Raw genomic sequence first — 20,506 nt, 5'->3', positions numbered from 1 at the left:
TGCCTACTTTTCTTTGCGGCCGGCAAAGAAAAGTAGGTGCCGCCCCGCACAGGGGCAACACTAATGGACCACTAACAAATCAAGGAAAGGCCAACACCACAAAAAAACACCCAAACCCGCGGCGCAGACCAAAAACCTCAATCCTCAATCCCTAGCCGAAGAAGCCGCCCCATGACTCAACCAATCGAGCACAGCACTAGCATCATCATCAGCCCCTTGCCTGGCCTTAGCCACAGTCTCAGCCACATCAGCGCTGGGCACAGCGCGCCGAATAGCCACCCCCACAGCAAGAATATCAATCATAACCAGATGCAAAATCCGCGAAATCATGGACAACTGCGACTCACGAATTTCAATATGATCAGTCTCAAGCGCGACAGTAGCCCGCTTAGCCAAAGGCGTATTACTCGAAGTAATAGCAATCACCTTAGCGCCAGCCTGCATAGCCACATCAAGAACGCGCAACAACTCAGGCGCGCGCCCTGACTTGGACACAGCAACGATCACATCCCCCTTCCCAAGCAAAGCAGCCGACGCCGCCTGCATATACAAATCACCGTAGGCGATAGTAGGAATGCCAAACCGGAAGAACTTGTAATGCGCATCCTGAGCGACGATATTCGAATTCCCGAGCCCATAGAACTCGATGCGCCGCGCGCCGTTCAGCAGATCAATAGCCCGCTCAACCTGATCGAAATTCAAATGCTCGCGCAACTGCAAAATCGCCGACACGGTGTTATCGAGCACCTTCGCACCGAAGTCCGTCGCCGTATCGCCGAGATGCACCTGACTATGGCTAACAGGAATAGTGCCCGTCAACCCGGTCGCCAGCTTCAGCTTGAAATCCGACAGCCCCTGGCAACCCAACGACCGGCAAAACCGGATCACAGTCGGCTGACTCACATCCGCCTTCCGCGCGATATCCACAATCGGATCATTGATAATCGAGCGCGGATGATTCAGCGCAAGGTCAGCCACACGTCGCTCGGCCGGCGTCAACGCATCGCGCATCTGTCGAATCCGCTCGAACACGGCCGATGAACTGCCCCCCGCACGATTCGACAACTGCTCGGCAAGAATCGCGGAAACACCCAGAAACGCCGGATATTCAGCGGTAATCACATAAGTGGGCACGTTCTGCAGATAAGCCTCGAACCGGCCTTTAGCCTCGAAGCGCTTGCGAAACGACGACCGCGAAAAGAACTCGCCAAGCCGCGGCACGACACCACCGCCAATATAAATCCCGCCCAACGCCCCAAGCGTCACCGCAATATTGCCCGCGAAGGTGCCGAGAATGCCGCAGAACACATCGACGGATTCCGCTGCCAGCGGCTCGCCTTCCAGCGCACGCTTGACGATCTCGATCGTGTCGACATTCGCCGCCACACGCTTCTTGTCGCGGCCCGCGAGCGCGCGATAAATCACTTCGATACCAGGCCCCGCCGCCACACGCTCGAACGACACATGCGACCACTTCTTGCGCGCGTACTGCAACACGATATCTTCGCGCTCGTCAGCCGGCGCAAAAGTCGCATGACCACCTTCACTGCCAAGCGCGATCCAGCGATCATCAGCGGGAATCAAACCGGACACACCCATGCCGGTCCCAGGCCCAAGCAAACCAATCACGCTATTCGGCCGACGCGCACCACCGCCCACCTGCACGCGCTGCGCGTCGGTGAGGCCAGGCAGCGCCATCGCCAGCGCGGTAAAGTCATTCACCACCAGCAGCGTGTCGAAACCAAGCGCGCGCCGCGTCGCCTCGATCGAAAAGCTCCAGTCGTGATTCGTCATGCTCACCTGATCGCCATCGACCGGATTTGCAATCGCGATCGCCGCATGATTCACGCGGCCGATCTTGGTGTCCTTCAGATACTTTTTGATGACTTCGGCAACGCCCGGATAGTCCGCGCACGGATAGACTTTCACCGAGCCGATTTCGCCCGGGCTCGTCTCCAGCGCGAAGCGCGCATTCGTGCCGCCGATGTCGGCCAGCAGCCTCGGTCCATCGGCGTGCTGGCCCGCGCCCGGAACAGCCTTAGTTTGCACACCAGTAGACATCGAGTCTCACTCCCTTGTCGTTTGCCAACTGCGAGATGGCATTTTTTTGTAGCGAAGCGGACGCGGCATTCAGCACGTCCATCTTGCGCGGTCCTGCGATCAGCAAAAACAGATGCTTCACTTCCTTCAACGCGGACATCGACCAGCTCACGCGCGCGTGCGGCGCGCTGCCAGGATGCACGGCAACGAAGCGATCGGTGGTGGTGATCGCATGATCCCATTCGGGCGAGTCGGCGAAGATCGACGCGGTGTGGCCGTCTTCACCCATGCCGAGAATCGCGACGTCGGGCGCGCTGCTAAAACGCGCGTCGGCGTTCAGCGCGGCGACGTGCGCATTGAGATCCTGCGTGGTGTCCACGAGCGGCCAGAACGTGGTGTCCTTCGCGGCGTTCTGCAACAGCGTGGCGTGCACCAACTGCGAGTTGCTCGCGCTGTCCGTTTCCGGCACCCAGCGGTCGTCGACCAGCGTCACGGCAATGCGCGCCCAGTCGAAGCTTTGCGTCGACAACGTCTGCAGGAACGGGCGCGGACTGCTGCCGCCGGACACTGCAAGCATTGAGGGGCGCGCGCCAGTGGTGGAACCGGCGGCCTGCGCGGCGAGCGACGCATGTAACGCGTCGCCGACCGCTTTCGCCAACGCGTCGGATTGGGCGCGTTGGTCGTCGAAAGTGTGAAGCTGGATCACTTCTCCTCCGTGCTGCTTTTTTGTGTGATCTGCGGAATGTGCCGTACTGCTCTCACGCGATGCCTGCACAGTGGATGACTTGCAGGCGCCCTCGTGATACCGGCGCCATTCCGTTCAGTTCGTCGGTGGGTCTTACGGGCGGCGCGTCGTATTCCATTCAATACGACGTGCCGCCGTGATTCAATTCTCTTCTTCGAGCCAGCAGGTGCCGTGCTGCGCCAGCATCGCGCTCGAAGCAGCCGGTCCCCATGTGCCCGAAGCATACGGTTTGGGCGGCTTGTTCGACGCCTTCCATTCGTTCAGGATCGGTTCGACCCAACGCCACGCGGCTTCCTGCTCGTCGCGCCGCACAAACAGCGCGAGGCGGCCGTTGATCACGTCGAGCAGAAGGCGCTGATACGCCTCCATCTGTCCTTCGCGGAAGAACTGGTCGAACGCGAGGTCGAGGTGAACGCTGGCCAGGTTCATGCCCTCGCCGGGCTGCTTTGCGAGACAGTACAGGCGAATGGTTTCGTTCGGCTGCAGACGGATCACCAGGCGGTTCGCGCCGGCACGCAAAGCGGAAGCCCCGAGCGCCGAATGCGGCACCGCACGAAAGTTCACGACGATCTCGGCGACGCGATCCGCCAGGCGCTTACCGGTGCGCAGGAAAAACGGCACGCCGGCCCAACGCCAGTTTTCGATCTCGACCTTCAGCGCGACGAAAGTCTCGGTCGTGCTGTCCGGCCGCACGCCGGGCTCGGTCGCGTACGCGGGCACCGCGGTGCCGCGGATCACGCCGGAATGATATTGGCCGCGCACGGCGACCTTGCCGATATCGCGCGGATCGATGGGCTTCAAAGCGCGCAGCACGCGCAGCTTTTCGTCACGTACCGAATCCGAATCCATGGAGTGCGGCGGTTCCATCGCGACGATGGAAAGCAGTTGCAGCAAATGGTTCTGCACCATGTCGCGCAACGCGCCGGTGTTGTCGTAGAAGTCGCCGCGCGCTTCCACGCCGAGTTCTTCGGCAATCGTGATCTGAATGCTCTCGACCCACTCGCGACGCCACAGCGGTTCGAACAGCGCATTGCCGAAGCGCAGCGCCAACAGGTTCTGCACCGGTTCTTTACCGAGGTAGTGGTCGATCCGGTAGATCTGTTCTTCAGCGAAGATTTCGCCGACTGCATCATTGATGGCATTGGACGACTTGAGGTCGTAGCCAAGCGGCTTTTCCAGCACGATGCGCGAATTCTCGTTCAGCCCAACCGATGCCAGCGCATGGCAGATCGGCACGAACAGCGACGGGCCGGTGGCCAGATAGAACACCCGAATGCCAGGCAAGTTCTGAATGGCGTCGCGCAAGTGCACGAAGTCTTCCGCTTTGCCCAGGTCGATGTTCACGAACTCGATGCGCTCCAGAAAGCTCGACCATGCCGCTTCGTCCACACCGTTCTTCGACACGTGCGGTTTGACGTGCTCGTTCACCCAGTGGATGTACTCGCCGCGATCCGTTGCATGCCGCGCCACCGCGACGATCTTGCCGCTGTCGGCCAGCATGCCGCCTGCACGGTGCGCTTCAAACAGTGCGGGGAGGATCTTGCGCATCGACAGATCGCCGGTTCCGCCGAAGAGAACGAAGGTGAAGCTTGAATCGGTTTGCATGAGTCTCCGTCGATGTCCTGGGGCCGCGGAAGATGAGCGAAAGCGCGACCGTAGTCCGATAAAATATTTTTTGACACTGAATTGTAGTTTAACTACAATCCAAATCAAGAGGTAGCGCTAATTCGATGAAAAAAGCGTGCGCTGTGAGTCAAGATGCGCGTTTTCCCGAATCGGCAGGCGCCCCCTGCATGTTAACGGACATTGCGTGTCGGCACGCGCCAGCATGCCCCGGCGGCCTTACGGAAAACCGGGGAGTTGAGCGGCTTTCCGTAATGGTCGGCACCAGGTTGACATGTAAGGCACCTCGAGTCTGCCGCGCGAAACGCGGGCAGGCAAAAATCAAAAGAGGAGACAGTCAGTTGCATCCCGAACCACTCATCTCTTGAGCTTCCAGCGGCCGGACATTGGTCCGCCGGCACATGCCTCGCGCATGCGCCCGACCGTGCTCGATCGCCCAGTGTTTTGCCTGTTTGAACCAACCACAGCACCCTGGCGACATCAGGGGCCATTTGTTTTTTGTTCAGGTGTCTGGAGGAGATAAGCAATGAAATTTCGCGCGATCATGGGCGCTTTGTGCGCCGCAGGTCTGATGTGTGGCGTCTCGGCCGTGCAAGCCGCCGAGTCGATCGAAGTGTTGCACTGGTGGACTTCGGGCGGTGAATCGAAAGCCGTCGGCGTCCTCAAGGACGACATGACGAAGCAGGGTTACACGTGGAAGGACTTCGCGGTTGCGGGTGGCGCCGGCGCGGCTGCCATGACGGCACTCAAGACGCAGGTCATCTCGGGCAACGCACCGAGCGCTGCGCAGATCAAGGGTCCGCTGATCCAGGACTGGGCGTCGCAAGGCGTGCTGGTGCCAATCGACTCCGTCGCGGGCGACTGGAAGAAGAATCTGCCGCCGGAAATCGACAAGATCATGCACGCGGACGGTCACTACGTGGCAGCGCCGTTCTCGGTGCACCGCGTGAACTGGCTGTACATCAACAAGGCAGCGCTGGACAAGGCAGGCGGCAAGGCGCCGACCACGTGGCCTGAATTCTTCGCGGTGGCCGACAAGATGAAAGCCGCGGGCATCCAGCCGATCGCGATGGGCGGCCAGCCGTGGCAAGACCTGACGCTGTGGGAAGACGTCGTGCTGTCGCAAGGCGCGGGCTTCTACAAGAAGGCGCTGGTCGACCTCGACGAGAAGACGCTGACGTCGGATCAGATGGTCGGCGTGTTCGACACGGTCCGCAAGATCCAGGGTTACTTCGACGCGGGCCGCACGGGCCGTGACTGGAACCTGGCAACGGCCATGGTCATCAACGGCAAGGCCGGCATGCAGTTCATGGGCGACTGGGCGAAGGGCGAATTCGCCAACGCCGGCAAGAAGTCGGGCTCGGACTACATCTGCGCCGCAGTGCCGGGCACGGAAAAGTCCTACACGTTCAACGTAGACTCGTTCGTGTTCTTCCAGCAGAAGGGCGCAAAGGCGGCCACGCCGGGTCAGCTCGCACTGGCCAAGACGATCATGTCGCCGGACTTCCAGGAGCAGTTCAGCCTGAACAAGGGTTCCATCCCGGTTCGCCTGGGCGTGTCGATGGCCAAGTTCGACGACTGCGCGAAGAAGTCGTACGCGGATGAACAAGTGGCGATCAAGTCGGGCGGCTATGTGCCTTCGCTGGCACACGGCATGGCGCAACCGGATGCAGCAGCCGGCGCGATCTCGGATGTGGTCACGAAGTTCATGAACTCGCAGCAGGATTCGAAGAGCGCGGTTGCCGCGCTCGCGAAGGCAGCGAAGACCAAGTAAGTGAAGTAAGCGAAGCGGCGCGCCCGGCGGTTCAGCAACGGGCGCCGGGCGCGCCCTTCACGTCGCTGATTGCACTGGTTGCACTGGTCACAAGCGGCTTCACCCCTGGTTTCATAGAGTCACACCTATGCCGTTGCGGCCTCGCGTCTGTCAGGCGTGAATCTCCCGGCGGTACAGTTTCAGCAGGAGTCGAGTAGTGACTGCTTCTATCAGCGGAAACGGGAAAACGGCTAGCGCCGCCCGCCGCGCGTCGCCCATGGCGGCCCTTGCCGATCGCTGGATTCCGAAGCTGGTGCTCGCACCCAGCGTCGTGATCAGCCTGATCTTCGTCTATGGCTTCATTGCAGTTACCGGCTATCTGTCGCTGTCCAATTCGCGACTGATGCCCCGTTATGAATTCGTCGGTCTCGATCGTTATCGCGAACTGTTCGATAACGATGTGTTCTGGACCTCGGCTGCGAACCTCGGCTGGTTCGGCATCCCGTTCATCGGTATCTGTATCGGTCTTGGTCTGTTTCTCGCGATCCTGCTCGATCAGCAGATCCGCAACGAAGGCGCGCTGCGCGCCGTGTTCCTGTACCCAATGGCGCTGTCGTTCATCGTGACGGGTACGGCGTGGCAATGGATCATGACGCCCAGCGTCGGCCTCGAAAAAGTGTTCCACGACTGGGGCTGGACGAGCTTTTCGTTCAGCTGGCTGGGCGATCCGGACAAGGCGATTTTCTGCGTCGTAATCGCGGCCGTGTGGCAGTCCACCGGCTTCGTGATGGCGCTGTTCCTTGCGGGCTTGCGTGGTGTCGACGGTGAAATCTTCAAGGCCGCGCAGATGGATGGCGCGGGCTTGCCCACCATCTACCGCAAGATCGTGATTCCAAGCATGCGCCCGGTGTTCTTCTCCGTGCTGCTGATTCTCTGCCACATCACGATCAAGACCTTCGACCTGGTGGTTGCGTTGACCGCGGGCGGTCCGGGCACGTCTTCGTCGCTGCCGGCTATTTTCATGTACACGTTTTCGTTCAATCGCGGGCAGCTGGGCGTCGGCGCGGCATCGTCGATGATGATGCTCGCCACTGTCGTAGCCGTGCTCGTGCCGCTCATGTATCTGGAATCGAGGAGCACCCGCAATGCAGCCTAAGATGACGATCAGCCGTGCCGTCATTTATGCGGCCCTGTTCCTGTTCGCCCTGTATTTCCTGTTCCCGCTGTACGTGATGCTGTCCACGTCGTTCAAGGACATCGATCAACTGCGCACGGGCAATCTGCTCACGCCGCCCACGCACTGGACCGTCGATCCGTGGATCAAGGCCTGGAGCGGCGCCTGCACGGGTGTGCGTTGCGACGGCATGCAGCCGTTCTTCATGAACTCGGTGCGCATGGTGATTCCCGCCGTGCTGATCTCGTCGATCATCGGCGCGTTCAACGGTTATGTGCTCACGCACTGGCGTTTCCGTGGCGCGGATCCGATCTTCACGATGATCCTGGTCGGCTGCTTCATTCCGTTCCAGGCGATCCTGCTGCCGATGGCGCGTTTCGAAGGCTTTCTCGGCCTGTCGAACACGACCACCGGTCTGGTGGTGGTGCACGTGATCTACGGTATCGCCTTCACCACGATGTTCTTCCGCAACTTCTACGTCAGCATTCCGGCTGAACTCGTCAAAGCGGCGCGTATCGACGGCGCGGGTTTCTTCACGATCTTCACGAAGATTCTGCTGCCGGTTTCGCTGCCGATTTTCATGGTGTGCCTGATCTGGCAATTCACGCAGATCTGGAACGACTTCCTGTTCGGTATCGTGTTCTCCGGCGTCGATTCCATGCCGATCACGGTGGCGCTGAACAACCTCGTGAACACCTCGACCGGCGTGAAGGAATACAACGTGGACATGGCCGGCGCGATCATCGCCGCGTTGCCCACGCTGCTGGTCTATATCATCGCCGGACGCTATTTCGTGCGCGGCCTGACGGCCGGCGCGGTGAAGGGCTAAAGGCCAGGCTAGTTCATCCGAGCGCGGCGGCTTCTGTTCGATTCGAAGCCGCCGTCACCCGACAAAGTTTTCAAGCAGTACCAGAGACAAGAGGATTCACAGCATGGCAAGCCTTTCCATCCGTGACGTGTATAAGACTTACCCGAACGGGGTGCCGGTTCTGAAGGGTGTCAATATCGACATCGAAGACGGCCAGTTCCTGATTCTGGTCGGCGGTTCGGGCTGCGGGAAGTCGACGCTGCTCAACATGATTGCCGGCCTCGAGACTGTGACCAAGGGCGAGATCCAGATCGACGGCAAGACGGTGAACAACCTGTCGCCGAAAGATCGCGACATTGCGATGGTGTTCCAGTCGTACGCGCTGTACCCGTCCATGACGGTGCGCGAGAACATCTCGTTCGGTCTGAACATCCGCAAGGTGCCGAAGAACGAGCAGACGCAGATCGTCGACCGCGTGTCGAACACGCTGCAGATCACGCACCTGCTGGACCGCAAGCCGGGTCAACTGTCCGGCGGCCAGCGTCAGCGCGTGGCCATGGGCCGTGCCTTGGCGCGCGATCCGGTCATGTTCCTGTTCGACGAGCCGCTGTCGAACCTCGACGCGAAGCTGCGTATCGAGATGCGCTCTGAAATCAAGCTGCTGCATCAACGCCTCGGCACGACGATCGTCTACGTGACGCACGATCAGATCGAAGCGATGACGCTCGGTGACCGCATCGCGGTGATGAAAGACGGTGTCGTGCAGCAGTTCGGCGCACCGCAGGACATCTACGACTCGCCGTCGAATTTGTTCGTGGCCGGCTTCATCGGTGCGCCGCCGATGAACTTCATTCAGGGCAAGCTGGTGGAGCAGGGCGCGGGTGTGGCGCTCGAACTGGATACGGGTGTTGCGCGCACGCCGCTGAACCTGCCGTTCGACTCGGCGAAGGTGAAGTCGCACGTGGGCCGTGAGGTGATTCTCGGCCTGCGTCCGGAGCGCATCACCGACGCGCGCGGCGCGCACGGCGACAACGCGAAGCTGCAGCCGATCGAAGTAAAGGTCGACGTGATCGAGCCGACCGGTCCGGACACGCTGGTGTTCGCACAGGTCAACGGCAAGCGTATTGTGAGCCGCGTGCACCCGGCGTCGAATCCGCAGCCGCTGGCGAATACGACGCTGCTGTTCGATACGTCTAAGGCGGTGCTGTTCGATCCGTCGAACGAAGAGCGGATTGCCTGATCGCGAAGTTTTACTGCTTTCAGTGCAATTGAAACAAAAACCCCATGCGTTCCACAACGCATGGGGTTTTTAGTTTTGCGCGCCTGGTTTTACTACTCCGTAATACGCAGATCCGGATTGTTGCGTGCCAGTTCGGTCACCCATTCGATGAAAGCACGCAGCCGCGAACTTAGATTGCGGCGATGCGCATACAGCACCGAAAGCGGCGTGCTGGGGCTCGTATAGCCGGTGAGGATTTCCTTCAGCGCGCCTTGCGCAATCAGATCGGCGACCATGAAGCGTGACGGCTGGATGATGCCGTGACCGAGCGCCGCCGCGCCGATATAGACGCTGCCGTCGTTGACAGCGAGCACGCTCTTTAACGACACCTTGGCAATATCGCCGTCCACCTCGTATTCGAACGGGAACGTCCTGCCGGTGCGCGCCGACACGTAGTTGACCGCGCGGTGCTCGCTCAATTCTTCGAGCGTGGTCGGCTCGCCATGTTTCTCCAGATATGCCGGCGATGCGCACGTGACAATGCGCGCCTGGCCGATGCGCCGCGCGACGAGACTCGACTCTTCCGGCGTGCCCATACGGATCACGCAATCCACGCCGTCCTGAATCAGATCGATGTTGCGGTCGGCGAGGCCGAGCCGCACGTCGATCTCGGGGTATTGCCGGTAGAAATCGTCGAGCGCGGGCAGCAGCAGTGCGCGCGCCAGCGTGCCGGACGTATCCACGCGGATCGTGCCGGCCGGATTTTCGCGCTTGTTCGACAGCGACGACTCGGCGTCGGTGACTTCGGCGAGGATGCGCACGCAGCGCTCGTAGAACAGCGCGCCGTCTTCGGTCACGCTGACCTGGCGCGTCGAACGATTCAACAGACGCACGCCGACGTGTTCCTCCAGCGCCTGGATGGTGCGGCTGACTTTGGCGCGGGGCAGGTCGAGCGACTCGGATACTTTGGTGAAGCTGTTCGCCTCGACCACACGCGTAAATATCTCCATGGCTTCGAAACGGTCCATGTTTGGCCTTAAGGTTGATTGGCGGAAGTAGGTTTCGAAGTGAAGTGTATAGGTTGGGAAATTTGTTGTCGCAAACCGTTAGGGTCGACGTGGCGCAGACGCTCGTCTTTTGCGCGACACGGCCACGCCGTAGCCCTCAATCCCGGTCCGGCGCGCCGAGCGGGAAATACGAACGATAGGGCCGCGCTTCGTCCACCGCGCGAGCGAACGACGGCCGCGCCAGCAGGCGCTTGCGGTAGGCGAGCACGTGCGGAAACGCCGGGCCGATCGCGTGCGTCCAGTCGGCGTAAAACAGGAACGGCGTGGCGCCGCAATCGGCGAGGCTGAACGTATCGCCGGCCGCCCATTCGCGCTCCGCCATCACCTTGTTCAGCCAGCCGTACGCGGTATCGAGCATGGCGCGCGCCTCGGCGACGGCTTGCCGGTCGCGCTCCGGCTCAGGGCGCATGCTGTCGTAGACGATCTTTTGCTGCGGCGTCGAGATGTAGTTGTCGAAGAAGCGATCCATGCTGCGCACTTCCAGCGCCGCGCGGGCGTCGGCCGGCAGGAGTTGAACCGGCCCGGCGTGGTAAAGGCCCAGATACTCGATGATGATGCTCGCCTCCATCACCGTCCGGTTGCCGTCCACCAGCACCGGAAAGCGCTTGATCGGCCAGAGCGCGGCGAATTCGGCCATGACTTGCGGGTCGTCGTGCGCCAGCAGGCGCAGCTCGAACGGCGTGCCGTTTTCGTAGAGCGCGGTCAGGACCTTCTGGCAGTACGAGGAGAAGGGATGGGCGTAGAGCTTCAGGGTCATCGTGGTCACCTTGGACGGTTGGTGAGTTGCTGTGGCACGAAAACGGCCGGAGCGACCGTTTTATCTCACGACGAGTGAGCGCCACGCAAATCGACAGCCACGACCCTTGGCATCACCAACATTCGCTACGTTAAAACGTCACAAAGCCGTGAAGAAAGATGGTGTAACATTTGAAAAATTTGTAAGGGACCGCGATGTGACCGGCCAGACGGCGCAGCAGCAACAAGCCCGGGGCGTCACTCAATCAAAAACGAATAATTCGACGCACGGGGAGCTTCACATGTCCAGCATCACGTCCTCGGTGAACAGCGCGACGGCCAACGCGCAGAGCCAGGTTCAGCAGGCAGCGCAATCAATCATCAGCGGTTCGACCGGCAATTCGTCGATGGACGTCTCGACCCTGGTCTCGGCACTCGTCAACGCCAAAACGGCGGGGCAGGCGGCGGCGTTACAAGCCAGGCAGACCAGCGACAACACCACCTTATCCGCCTACGGCGCGCTCAGTTCGGCGTTGTCCGCCTTGCAGGCGGCGATCAAGAACCTGTCGGACGGAACGACGTTGTCCACCTTCGCGGCCACCGCGAGCGCCAAGGGCCTCGACCCGAAAGCGGGCCCCGGCGCGGTGGCCGGCAGCTATGCGATCGACGTGACGCAGATCGCTTCGTCGCAAAGCCTGTCTTCGGCGGCGTTCGGCGCGACCACGCAACTCGGCACAGGCACGTTGAGCATCTCGGCCGGCGGCAAGTCGATGGATGTGTCCATCGACAACACCAACAACACGCTGAGCGGCATCGCCGCCGCAATCAACAAAGCGTCCAACAACCCCGGCGTCACGGCCACGATCGTGACCGGCACCGGCGGCGCTCACCTCGTGCTGCGCTCGGCGGCCACCGGTTCGGGCAATACGATCAACGTGACCACTAGCAACGTCCAGAACGACGCAGGCCTGTCGAGCCTCGGCGTGACGTCGACGCCCGGCGCGAACGGCGGAGCGTCCACGATCGTGTCGTCGGATGCCGGCAATGCGTGGCATCAGAGCGAAGTGGCGCAGGACGCGCTGCTCACCATCGGCGGAATCGCGGCGCGCAGCGCCAACAACGCCGTTACCGATGCCATTGCCGGCGTCACGCTGAATCTGTCGAGCGCGTCGGTCAACAATCCGCAGACGCTGACCATCGCGCCGGACACCACCGCGCAGAACACGGCCATCACGAATTTCGCCAACCTGTACAACACCGTTGTCACCACGGTCAGCAAGTTGTCCTCGTACGACAAATCGTCGAAGCAGGCTGGCGCGTTGCTCGGCGATTCCACGCTGTTGACGGTCAAGAACGCGCTGGCGTCGATCGTGAGCGGCGGGGTGGGTACGGGCACGTCGGTGGTGAGCCTCGGGCACATCGGCATCACCCTGAAAGGCGATCCGGCGGACGGCACGCTGGTAGTCGACAACGCGAAACTCACTACCGCGCTAAATACCAGCCCGGCGCAGGTTGCCGCGTTATTCAACTCGACCGATGGTCTCGGCGCGAAATTGAACAAGAGCATCAACGAGTTCACGCGGACGGGCGGCATCATCGACACGCGCAATACCGCGTTGAATGCCGACCTGAAGAGTGTCACCGCGCAACAGACCAGGCTCAGCGATTACTCCACGCAATTGACGAAGCAGTATCAGAGTCAGTTCACCGCGTTGAACACCTTGATGGCGACCATGAACAACAATTCGGCCTATCTGACGGCGCTGTTCGGCGGCTCGAAGAGCGCGGGGGCGTTGGCGACCAACAAGTGATTTTGAAGCGCGGCGCGTTGCAGTTTGCGGGCAATGCGCGGCGCGTCCTTGCGAGCCACGCCGCGTTAGTCAATGCGGTAGACGCACATTGAACCTGAACGTCACCAACCTCGCGAGCAGGATAAAAGCGGTGGCAATCAACACGCTATACACCGTGTCGAAATCGATGTAATCCAGCAGCACATACAGCCAGCAGCCCACGAACGCACACGTGGCGTACGGCCGCGAATCGCGCAGGATCAGCGGCACTTCGTTGCACAGCACGTCGCGAATCACGCCGCCGAAAACGCCCGTCAACACGCCCATCATCACCGAGGTGAACCACGGCATCTGCGCGTCGTGCGCGATCGATGTACCGCCTATGCTGAACAGTCCCAGCCCGATCGCATCGGCTACCAGCAGAACCCGCTCTGAAAACAGCCGCGAGGTCATCTTCAACAGCGTCGGCGCGAACAGCGACATAACGAAGATCGCGATCAGATAGCCTTGATGTTCGACCCAGTAAAAGGGCCGCCTCTCGAGCAGCACATCGCGCAACGTACCGCCGCCGAAAGCCGTGGCGATCGCCACCAGAAATGTCCCAACGGCATCGAGCCGGCGGGTTTTGGCTTCGATGAAACCGGAAATGGCGTACGCGAAAATCGCCAGCGCCTCCATGATGGTCAGCGCGAGCGTCAGCCTTGGATGGATCACCGTGGCTCCGTCAGGCTTTGGCGTGAGCCGGCGCGGCGCCCGGCTGCAACAGCACGACTACCGCGCCGGCGCCGCCGTCATGCGGACGCGCCTGGCAGAATGCGATCACTTCTGACTTCTGCACGAGCCACGCGCGTACTTTGCCCTTCAACACCGGCTCCTTGCCGATCGACCCCAAGCCCTTGCCGTGAATCACGCGCAAACACCGCAAGCCGCGCTTCACCGATTCGCGGATGAACTCGGCCAGCGCCTCGCGCGCTTCCTCGCGCCGCATGCCATGCAGATCGATTTGCGCCTGCACGATCCAGTCGCCGCGCCGCAGTTTGCGCACGACTTCCTGGCTCACGCCGGGGCGGCAGTAGTACAGCGTTTCATCCGTTTCGAGCAGAATCTCGGGATCGAACTCGTCTGAGATTGCTTCGTGCAGCACGGCTTCTTCGTCGAGTTTGGTCTGTACCGGCAGCGGCGGCGGGGGATTGCGCGGCAGCGTGGCACGCGGCGGCACGGCGAGCGGCGCGACGGAGCCGATCTCGCGGCGGAACAGATCGGCGTCCGCCGAGGCTTCACGCTGCGCGGCAGCAGCGGCTACCCTTTCACGCTCGCGCCGTTGCGTGTCGACTTTGAGCGCGTCGCGCAATGCGCCGAGGCCGGCGAGACCGGCCGCCGGATCGAGCTTCGGTTTGACGGCAGGCGCAGCCGGTTCGGGCGCGGGCCGCGCGACGGCTCGCGCGCGCTTCGGTTCGCTCGGGTGAGGCTGATTCTTCGGCATATCGCTAGTAACAGGCAGAGAAAGTAGATCGGTTGCGCGACGTTTCCTGGCGACCGGAAGACCTGAATGCGAAAAGGCCGCCGGCTTTGCAGCCGCGGCCTTCTTTCAAGCGGGCGGCCGGGCGATGCCCAGCCGCCATTTTACCGTTGCACTCAGTCTGCCGACGCGGTTTGCAGACTGGCGCGGCCGCCGCCGTGAATTAACGCTCGGCTTCCTGGCTCATCGCGTGCTCGCCGGCCATCTCGTCGATGGTTTCCAGGTAGCGTTGCGCGTCGAGCGCAGCCATACAACCCGTGCCGGCGCTGGTGATCGCCTGACGGTATACGTGGTCCTGCACGTCGCCCGCGGCGAACACGCCCGGCACGCTGGTGGCGGTCGCGAACCCGTTCAGGCCGCCCTTGGTGATGATGTAGCCGTTCTTCATCTCCAGTTGGCCGGCGAAAATGTCCGTGTTCGGCTTGTGGCCAATCGCGACGAACAGACCTTGCAGCGCGATGTCTTCGGTGGCACCCGTTTTCGTGTTCTTGATACGCAGACCGGTTACGCCGGACTGGTCGCCGGTGACTTCGTCGAGCGTGCTGTCCCACTTGATCTCGACCAGGCCTTCCTTTTCCTTTGCCAGCAAACGGTCGATCAGGATCGGCTCGGCGCGGAACTTGTCGCGGCGATGGATCACCGTCACCTTCCTGGCGATGCCGGACAGATAGAGCGCTTCCTCGACAGCGGTATTGCCGCCGCCGATCACGGCCACATGTTGTTGCTTGTAGAAGAAGCCGTCGCAGGTGGCGCAAGCCGACACGCCTTTGCCCATGAACGCTTCTTCCGACGGCAGGCCGAGATACTGCGCCGAGGCGCCGGTCGAGATGATCAGCGAGTCGCAGGTGTATTCGCCCGAGTCGCCGATCAGGCGGATCGGCTTTTCATCCAGCTTGGCCGTATGAATGTGGTCGAAAATGATTTCGGTGTTGAAGCGCTCGGCGTGCTCCAGGAAGCGCCCCATCAGTTCCGGGCCTTGCACGCCGTTGGGGTCCGCAGGCCAGTTTTCGACGTCGGTCGTGGTCATGAGCTGGCCGCCTTGAGCCAGACCCGTGACGAGCACCGGCGCGAGGTTGGCGCGCGCCGCGTAGACCGCCGCCGTGTAGCCGGCGGGACCGGAACCGAGAATCAGAACCTTGGCGTGTTTCGTGGAAGTTGCAGGCATGATCGAATCCTTTTACGGCGCCCGGCTCGCCCATGCGAGGCCGCGCGACTTGAGCTGAAACTATAGATGGGTATCAGCGCGACATTATAAAGGGCGGGGCGCCGGCCTGCTCCATGAAGCTTTCCGATCACGCCGATAGCGTCGGCGGCGGGCCTCGCCACGCCTTTCTGTGGCCAAACGGCCAAGTTACCGTCATTTACAGCCTCGCGCGGGACACTGCGTTTACAATAGGCCGGATCGAAGTTCCCGGACGCCGGGATCGGGCCCGAAGCCGCGCTGGGCGAGGCTTAACCACGACTCAGGCCGGGGTCGGGCGCACACCGGGCACACACCGGGCACACACGCAACAGGATCAATGGCAAAAGCTCCCTATTCCGCGAGCGCGCAGGCATTGCCGCACCGCATGTCGCGCCTTTTCACCGAAATCCGCTGGATCCTGCAGGTGGCGCTCGGCGTCTTCCTGCTCATGGCGCTCGTCAGCTACAGCCGGCGCGATCCGAGCTGGACCCACGCCGCGCAGGTCGACCATATCGCCAACTGGGCGGGCCGCGTCGGCGCGTGGACGTCGGACATCCTGCTGCTGCTGTTCGGCCTGTCCGCCTACTGGTGGATCGTGCTGCTCGGCCGCCATATCTCTGCGAACTACAAGCGCATCACCCATCACGAGGAAGAGCAGGAAGACGTGCCGCGCGAGAGCTGGCTTGCCGACGCGTTCGCTTTCATGCTGGTCCTGCTGGCCTGCGACGGCATCGAGGCGCTGCGCATGTGGTCGCTGAAAGTGCAGTTGCCACGCGCGCCGGGTGGCGTGATCGGCGAGGCCGTCGCGCGTGGCGTGTCGCATGCGCTCGGCTTCACGGGCGGCACGCTGGCGCTCCTGATCGTGCTCGGCATCGGTTTGTCGCTGTATTTCCGTTTTTCGTGGCTGTCGGTGTCCGAGAAGGTCGGCGAATCGATCATTTCCGCAGTGACTTTCGCCAAGCTGCGCCGCGAGGCCGGCCGCGACCGCAAGCTGGGCGAAGCGGCTGCGGTTAAGCGCGAGGGCAAGGTCGAGAAGGGCCGCGTGCGGATCGAGGAGCACGAGCCGGTCATGATCGTGCCGCCGGTCGTCACGCCGGCCAAGTCGGAGCGTGTCGAGAAAGAACGGCAAGTGCCGCTCTTCACCGACCTGCCGGGCGATTCCACCTTGCCGCCCATTTCGCTGCTCGATGCCGCGCCCGTCGCGCAGGAAACTATCTCGGCGGATACGCTGGAGTTCACCTCGCGCCTGATCGAGAAAAAGCTCAAGGACTTCGGCGTCGAAGTGAGCGTGGTCGCGGCGTATCCCGGCCCGGTGGTCACGCGTTATGAGATCGAGCCGGCCACCGGTGTGAAGGGCAGCCAGATCGTCGGTCTCGCCAAGGACCTCGCGCGTTCGCTGTCGCTCGTGTCGATTCGCGTGGTCGAAACCATTCCTGGCAAGAATTTCATGGCGCTGGAGTTGCCGAACCAGCGTCGTCAGACCGTGAGCCTCTCGGAGATTCTCGGCTCGGCGGTCTATGCGGATGCCGCGTCGCCGCTGACCATGGGGCTCGGTAAAGACATCGGCGGCAAGCCGGTGTGCGCCGACCTCGCGAAGATGCCGCACTTGCTGGTGGCGGGTACGACGGGTTCGGGCAAGTCTGTCGGTATCAACGCGATGATCCTGTCGCTGCTCTACAAGGCGAGCGCCGAGCAGGTCCGCATGATCCTGATCGATCCGAAGATGCTCGAAATGAGCGTGTATGAAGGCATTCCGCATCTCTTGTGTCCGGTCGTGACGGACATGCGTCAGGCCGGTCACGCGCTCAACTGGGCAGTGGCTGAGATGGAGCGCCGCTACAAGTTGATGAGCAAGCTCGGCGTGCGTAACCTCGCCGGCTACAACAACAAGATCGACGAAGCCGCCAAACGCGAAGAAAAACTGCCAAATCCGTTCAGCCTCACGCCGGACGATCCGGAGCCGCTCACGCGTCTGCCGAACATCGTCGTGGTGATCGACGAACTGGCCGACCTGATGATGGTGGTCGGCAAAAAGGTCGAAGAACTGATCGCGCGGATCGCGCAGAAGGCGCGCGCGGCCGGCATTCACCTGATTCTGGCTACTCAGCGTCCGTCGGTGGATGTGATCACCGGCCTCATCAAGGCTAACGTGCCGACGCGGATGGCTTTTCAGGTGTCGTCGAAGATCGACTCGCGCACCATTCTCGACCAGCAGGGCGCGGAATCGCTGCTCGGCATGGGCGACATGCTGTATCTGCCGCCGGGCAGCGGGTTGCCGGTGCGCGTGCACGGCGCGTTCGTGTCGGACGAGGAAGTGCATCGCGTGGTCGACAAACTCAAGGAGCAGGGCGAGCCGAATTACATCGAGGGCATTCTCGAAGGCGGCGTGACGGGCGAGGGCGACGAAGGCTCCGCGGGCGCCGGAGGAACCGGATCGGGCGACGGCGAGTCGGACCCGTTATACGACCAGGCGGTCGACGTCGTGCTGAAGAACCGTCGTGCGTCGATCTCGCTGGTGCAGCGGCATTTGCGCATCGGCTATAACCGTGCGGCCCGGCTGCTTGAGCAGATGGAAAACTCGGGCGTGGTGTCGGCGATGTCGTCGAACGGGAATCGCGAGATTCTCGCGCCGGCGCGGGAAGCGGAGTAAACCGCGGGCAGCGAGGCGGCAAATGCGCCTTCGGCCGCGAAACGCGGCGCCTGTTTAGCGCAACCGAAAGCAAGGCAAGCCACGCCCTGCGGCGTAGAGGCGTCGCCACCGCGTCGAAGGCTCGTTTGGCGAGCCGAGCTTTGCGGCATCAAAGGGCCGGTCGCTACCCTAAGGCTCGTTTAAGGCGGGGTGGCTAAGCTGCCCATGACCCGTCAGTACGGCGCCGATGGGAAACAGGCTCGCTGGCATCGCGGCAGCCCCTCACCAAATACGGGCACCCAAGGCATTGCCCAATGCGCAAGCAAGCGGTCACGACCGCTCAACGAATTCAATCAAGGGAGAAACCACATGCAGCTATTCGCGCAGCAGCACGCTCGAGAGAATGCTCGATCCAACCGATTTGGCCAGTTCGCCCGCAGCTTCGTGCGCGGCGTCGGCAGCGTGGCGATCGGCGCGTCGGTGCTGTTCGCGTCGCAGGCGTTCGCGAGCGGGACCGAGCAACTGAAGGCGTTCGTCGCGCAAGTGCATTCGGCGCGCGGCACTTTTGTCCAGCAGGAAGTGCGGGCGCCGAGCAAAGCGCAAGGCGCAAGCGGCACGTTGTCGACCCAAGGGGCGGGCAAAACCGGCACGTCGAGCGGCACCTTCACGTTCGCGCGCCCCGGCAAGTTCATCTGGCAATACGAGAAGCCCTATGCGCAATTGTTGCAGGCAGACGGCGACAAGCTCTACGTCTACGACAAGGATCTGAATCAGGTGACGGTGCGCAGCCTCGGCGGTGCGCTCGGCGCGAGCCCGGCGGCGATCCTGTTCGGCAGCAATGATCTCGACAAGAACTTCACGCTGCGCGATGCGGGCGTGAAGGCCGGCATCGACTGGCTCGAACTCACGCCGAAAGCGAAAGACACGCAGTTTCAGCGCGTCGGCATCGGCTTCAAGGACGGCAATCTCGAAGCGATGGAATTGCACGACGTGTTCGGCAACGTGACGCTGCTGACCTTCTCGAACATTCAGAAGAATCCGCCGCTGCCGGCCGACGCGTTCAAGTTCACGGTGCCGAAGGGCGCGGACGTGATCAACGGATAAGCCATTACGCAGTTGGTGTGCGATTGGCACAAAAGCCGCGCCGTGAGCGCGGCTTTTTCATTGCGCGCGTGACTTGTCCACTATTCGCCCACTTCCAGAACCTGCACCGGATGCGCGGCCTTCATATCGTCGATAAACGCTTCGACGATATCCGTACGATGCTGCCGCGCCCGCGTGACCATGTGAAACGCGACGCGATAACGCATCTGCGCCGGGTTCAGCGCGGCGAGCAGCCCTTGCTTGACGAACGGCGCGGCGAAATGCCCCGGCAGATAGCCGAGATGATGCCCGGAGAGCACCAGCATCGCGACCGCTTCCATGTTGTCCGCGACTGCGGTGACGTTCTGCGGCGTGGTCGAACTCTCGGCTTCGGGCAGCGGGTAGCTGCGCCACGCCCATTCATGCTGCGCAGCCTCCGCGGGCGGCACGTCACCGGCCTGAGCGAACAACGGATGCCCTTTCGCGCAGTAGGCGAACTGATCTTCCGCGAACACCTCGGTGTATTCGAGCGACGGCACGCGATGCCAGAAATAGCCGATGCCGATCTGAATGCGCCCATTGAGCAGCAGTTCTTCGAGTTCGCCCGGCGAGCGCACCAGAATCGAAAATCGCACGGACTGATCGCGCGCCCGGAACCGGCCGATCGCGTCGCTGATGCGCGCGCTCGCCGACACCGGCGTGTGGCCTATCATGCCTATATCGAGCGTGCCGACCAGCTTGCGGCCGACATTGCGCGCCTGCATGCCGAAGGTATCGACGGCTGACAGCAGGGCGCGCGCCGCGTCGATGAATTGCTCGCCGCGCGCGGTCAGGCTGAAGCCGCCGCGACCGCGCTCGCACAGCCGGTAGCCAAGGCGGGTTTCCAGCGTGGCGAGTTGCGTGCTGATGGTCGACTGGCCGACGTTGAGCGTCGCCTGGGCCGGGGAGACGCCGCCCGCATCGACAATGGCGAGAAATACGCGGATCAGCCGCAGGTCGAGATCGGTGAGTTGGGAGAACATACGTCAGGATACATCGCTGAAGATCAATGTGAAGTTTATTCCGTCGGTATTTTAACTTCTGGGAAACTGCTCAAGAATCGAGATTCGCCCGGCAAGGTGCGCTTCTGATGCTTCCC

General features: G+C 62.0%; 16 protein-coding genes. 7 read left to right on the top strand and 9 right to left on the bottom strand.

The window, feature by feature from the left end; genetic code table 11:
* Positions 1 to 144: 144 nt before the first annotated feature.
* From B0G71_RS15295 to zwf, 3 genes are all read right to left on the bottom strand, one after another.
* On the bottom strand, positions 145 to 2,061 hold the full coding sequence (locus B0G71_RS15295; RefSeq protein WP_106279928.1) for a bifunctional transcriptional regulator/glucokinase: 1,917 nt from the start codon (positions 2,059 to 2,061) through the stop codon (positions 145 to 147).
* On the bottom strand, positions 2,039 to 2,746 hold the full coding sequence (pgl, locus tag B0G71_RS15290) for a 6-phosphogluconolactonase (RefSeq protein ID WP_116142610.1): 708 nt from the start codon (positions 2,744 to 2,746) through the stop codon (positions 2,039 to 2,041). The genes B0G71_RS15295 and pgl overlap by 23 nt, the downstream gene beginning before the upstream one ends.
* Positions 2,747 to 2,926: 180 nt before the next feature.
* Entirely contained in the window at positions 2,927 to 4,390 is a 1,464-nt protein-coding gene (gene zwf / locus B0G71_RS15285) for a glucose-6-phosphate dehydrogenase (RefSeq protein WP_106279932.1), read from the bottom strand.
* Between the two features lie 544 nt (positions 4,391 to 4,934).
* Here zwf and B0G71_RS15280 point away from each other — a divergent pair.
* The 4 genes from B0G71_RS15280 to B0G71_RS15265 all read left to right on the top strand — a co-directional run bounded on the left by B0G71_RS15280 (position 4,935) and on the right by B0G71_RS15265 (position 9,383).
* Entirely contained in the window at positions 4,935 to 6,182 is a 1,248-nt protein-coding gene (locus B0G71_RS15280; protein ID WP_116142609.1) for an ABC transporter substrate-binding protein, read from the top strand.
* 196 nt (positions 6,183 to 6,378) lie between these two features.
* Entirely contained in the window at positions 6,379 to 7,317 is a 939-nt protein-coding gene (locus B0G71_RS15275) for a carbohydrate ABC transporter permease (protein ID WP_116142608.1), read from the top strand.
* Positions 7,307 to 8,164 carry a carbohydrate ABC transporter permease gene (locus B0G71_RS15270; RefSeq protein WP_106279938.1) on the top strand — a complete coding sequence of 286 codons (858 nt, stop codon included), beginning with the start codon at positions 7,307 to 7,309 and terminating at the stop codon, positions 8,162 to 8,164. The genes B0G71_RS15275 and B0G71_RS15270 overlap by 11 nt, the downstream gene beginning before the upstream one ends.
* Before the next feature lie 103 nt (positions 8,165 to 8,267).
* Positions 8,268 to 9,383, top strand: a complete 1,116-nt coding sequence (locus tag B0G71_RS15265; RefSeq protein ID WP_116142607.1) for an ABC transporter ATP-binding protein — start codon at positions 8,268 to 8,270, stop codon at positions 9,381 to 9,383.
* Positions 9,384 to 9,475: 92 nt separating this feature from the next.
* Here the strand turns inward: B0G71_RS15265 and B0G71_RS15260 are convergent, their stop codons facing one another.
* A complete protein-coding gene (locus B0G71_RS15260; RefSeq protein ID WP_116142606.1) occupies positions 9,476 to 10,390 on the bottom strand; it encodes a LysR family transcriptional regulator in 915 nt (304 codons plus the stop codon).
* Positions 10,391 to 10,526: 136 nt separating this feature from the next.
* Complete coding sequence (locus B0G71_RS15255) at positions 10,527 to 11,186, bottom strand: glutathione S-transferase family protein (RefSeq protein WP_116142605.1); 660 nt, start codon at positions 11,184 to 11,186, stop codon at positions 10,527 to 10,529.
* Between the two features lie 280 nt (positions 11,187 to 11,466).
* Between B0G71_RS15255 and fliD the strand changes: the two genes are divergently transcribed.
* Positions 11,467 to 12,975 (top strand): flagellar filament capping protein FliD, encoded by a 1,509-nt coding sequence (gene fliD, locus B0G71_RS15250; RefSeq protein ID WP_116142604.1) that lies wholly within the window; start codon positions 11,467 to 11,469, stop codon positions 12,973 to 12,975.
* Positions 12,976 to 13,044: 69 nt separating this feature from the next.
* Here fliD and B0G71_RS15245 read toward each other — a convergent pair whose 3' ends face one another.
* From B0G71_RS15245 to trxB, 3 genes are all read right to left on the bottom strand, one after another.
* Positions 13,045 to 13,665, bottom strand: coding sequence for a trimeric intracellular cation channel family protein (locus B0G71_RS15245; RefSeq protein WP_106280433.1), 621 nt, complete (start codon positions 13,663 to 13,665; stop codon positions 13,045 to 13,047).
* A 13-nt stretch (positions 13,666 to 13,678) separates the two neighbouring features.
* Positions 13,679 to 14,437 carry a Smr/MutS family protein gene (locus B0G71_RS15240; protein WP_116142603.1) on the bottom strand — a complete coding sequence of 253 codons (759 nt, stop codon included), beginning with the start codon at positions 14,435 to 14,437 and terminating at the stop codon, positions 13,679 to 13,681.
* 199 nt (positions 14,438 to 14,636) lie between these two features.
* Positions 14,637 to 15,638: a thioredoxin-disulfide reductase gene (trxB, locus tag B0G71_RS15235; RefSeq protein ID WP_116142602.1), complete on the bottom strand. Its 1,002-nt coding sequence runs from the start codon at positions 15,636 to 15,638 to the stop codon at positions 14,637 to 14,639.
* Between the two features lie 355 nt (positions 15,639 to 15,993).
* Here trxB and B0G71_RS15230 point away from each other — a divergent pair, with 355 nt between their 5' ends.
* Together B0G71_RS15230 and lolA are read left to right on the top strand one after the other, a co-directional pair.
* The gene (locus B0G71_RS15230; RefSeq protein ID WP_116142601.1) at positions 15,994 to 18,306 is read left to right on the top strand and encodes a DNA translocase FtsK; all 2,313 of its coding nucleotides are present in this window, start codon (positions 15,994 to 15,996) and stop codon (positions 18,304 to 18,306) included.
* Between the two features lie 348 nt (positions 18,307 to 18,654).
* Positions 18,655 to 19,389 (top strand): outer membrane lipoprotein chaperone LolA, encoded by a 735-nt coding sequence (lolA, locus tag B0G71_RS15225; protein ID WP_116142600.1) that lies wholly within the window; start codon positions 18,655 to 18,657, stop codon positions 19,387 to 19,389.
* An 80-nt stretch (positions 19,390 to 19,469) separates the two neighbouring features.
* Here the strand turns inward: lolA and B0G71_RS15220 are convergent, their stop codons facing one another.
* Positions 19,470 to 20,390, bottom strand: a complete 921-nt coding sequence (locus tag B0G71_RS15220) for a LysR family transcriptional regulator (protein ID WP_116142599.1) — start codon at positions 20,388 to 20,390, stop codon at positions 19,470 to 19,472.
* Positions 20,391 to 20,506 lie beyond the last annotated feature (116 nt).

The sequence above is a fragment of the Paraburkholderia sp. BL27I4N3 genome (assembly GCF_003386115.1).
GTDB lineage: Bacteria > Pseudomonadota > Gammaproteobacteria > Burkholderiales > Burkholderiaceae > Paraburkholderia.
The sequence above is the reverse complement of the archived record's forward strand: the minus strand, read 5'-3'. Positions and strand labels throughout refer to the sequence as shown.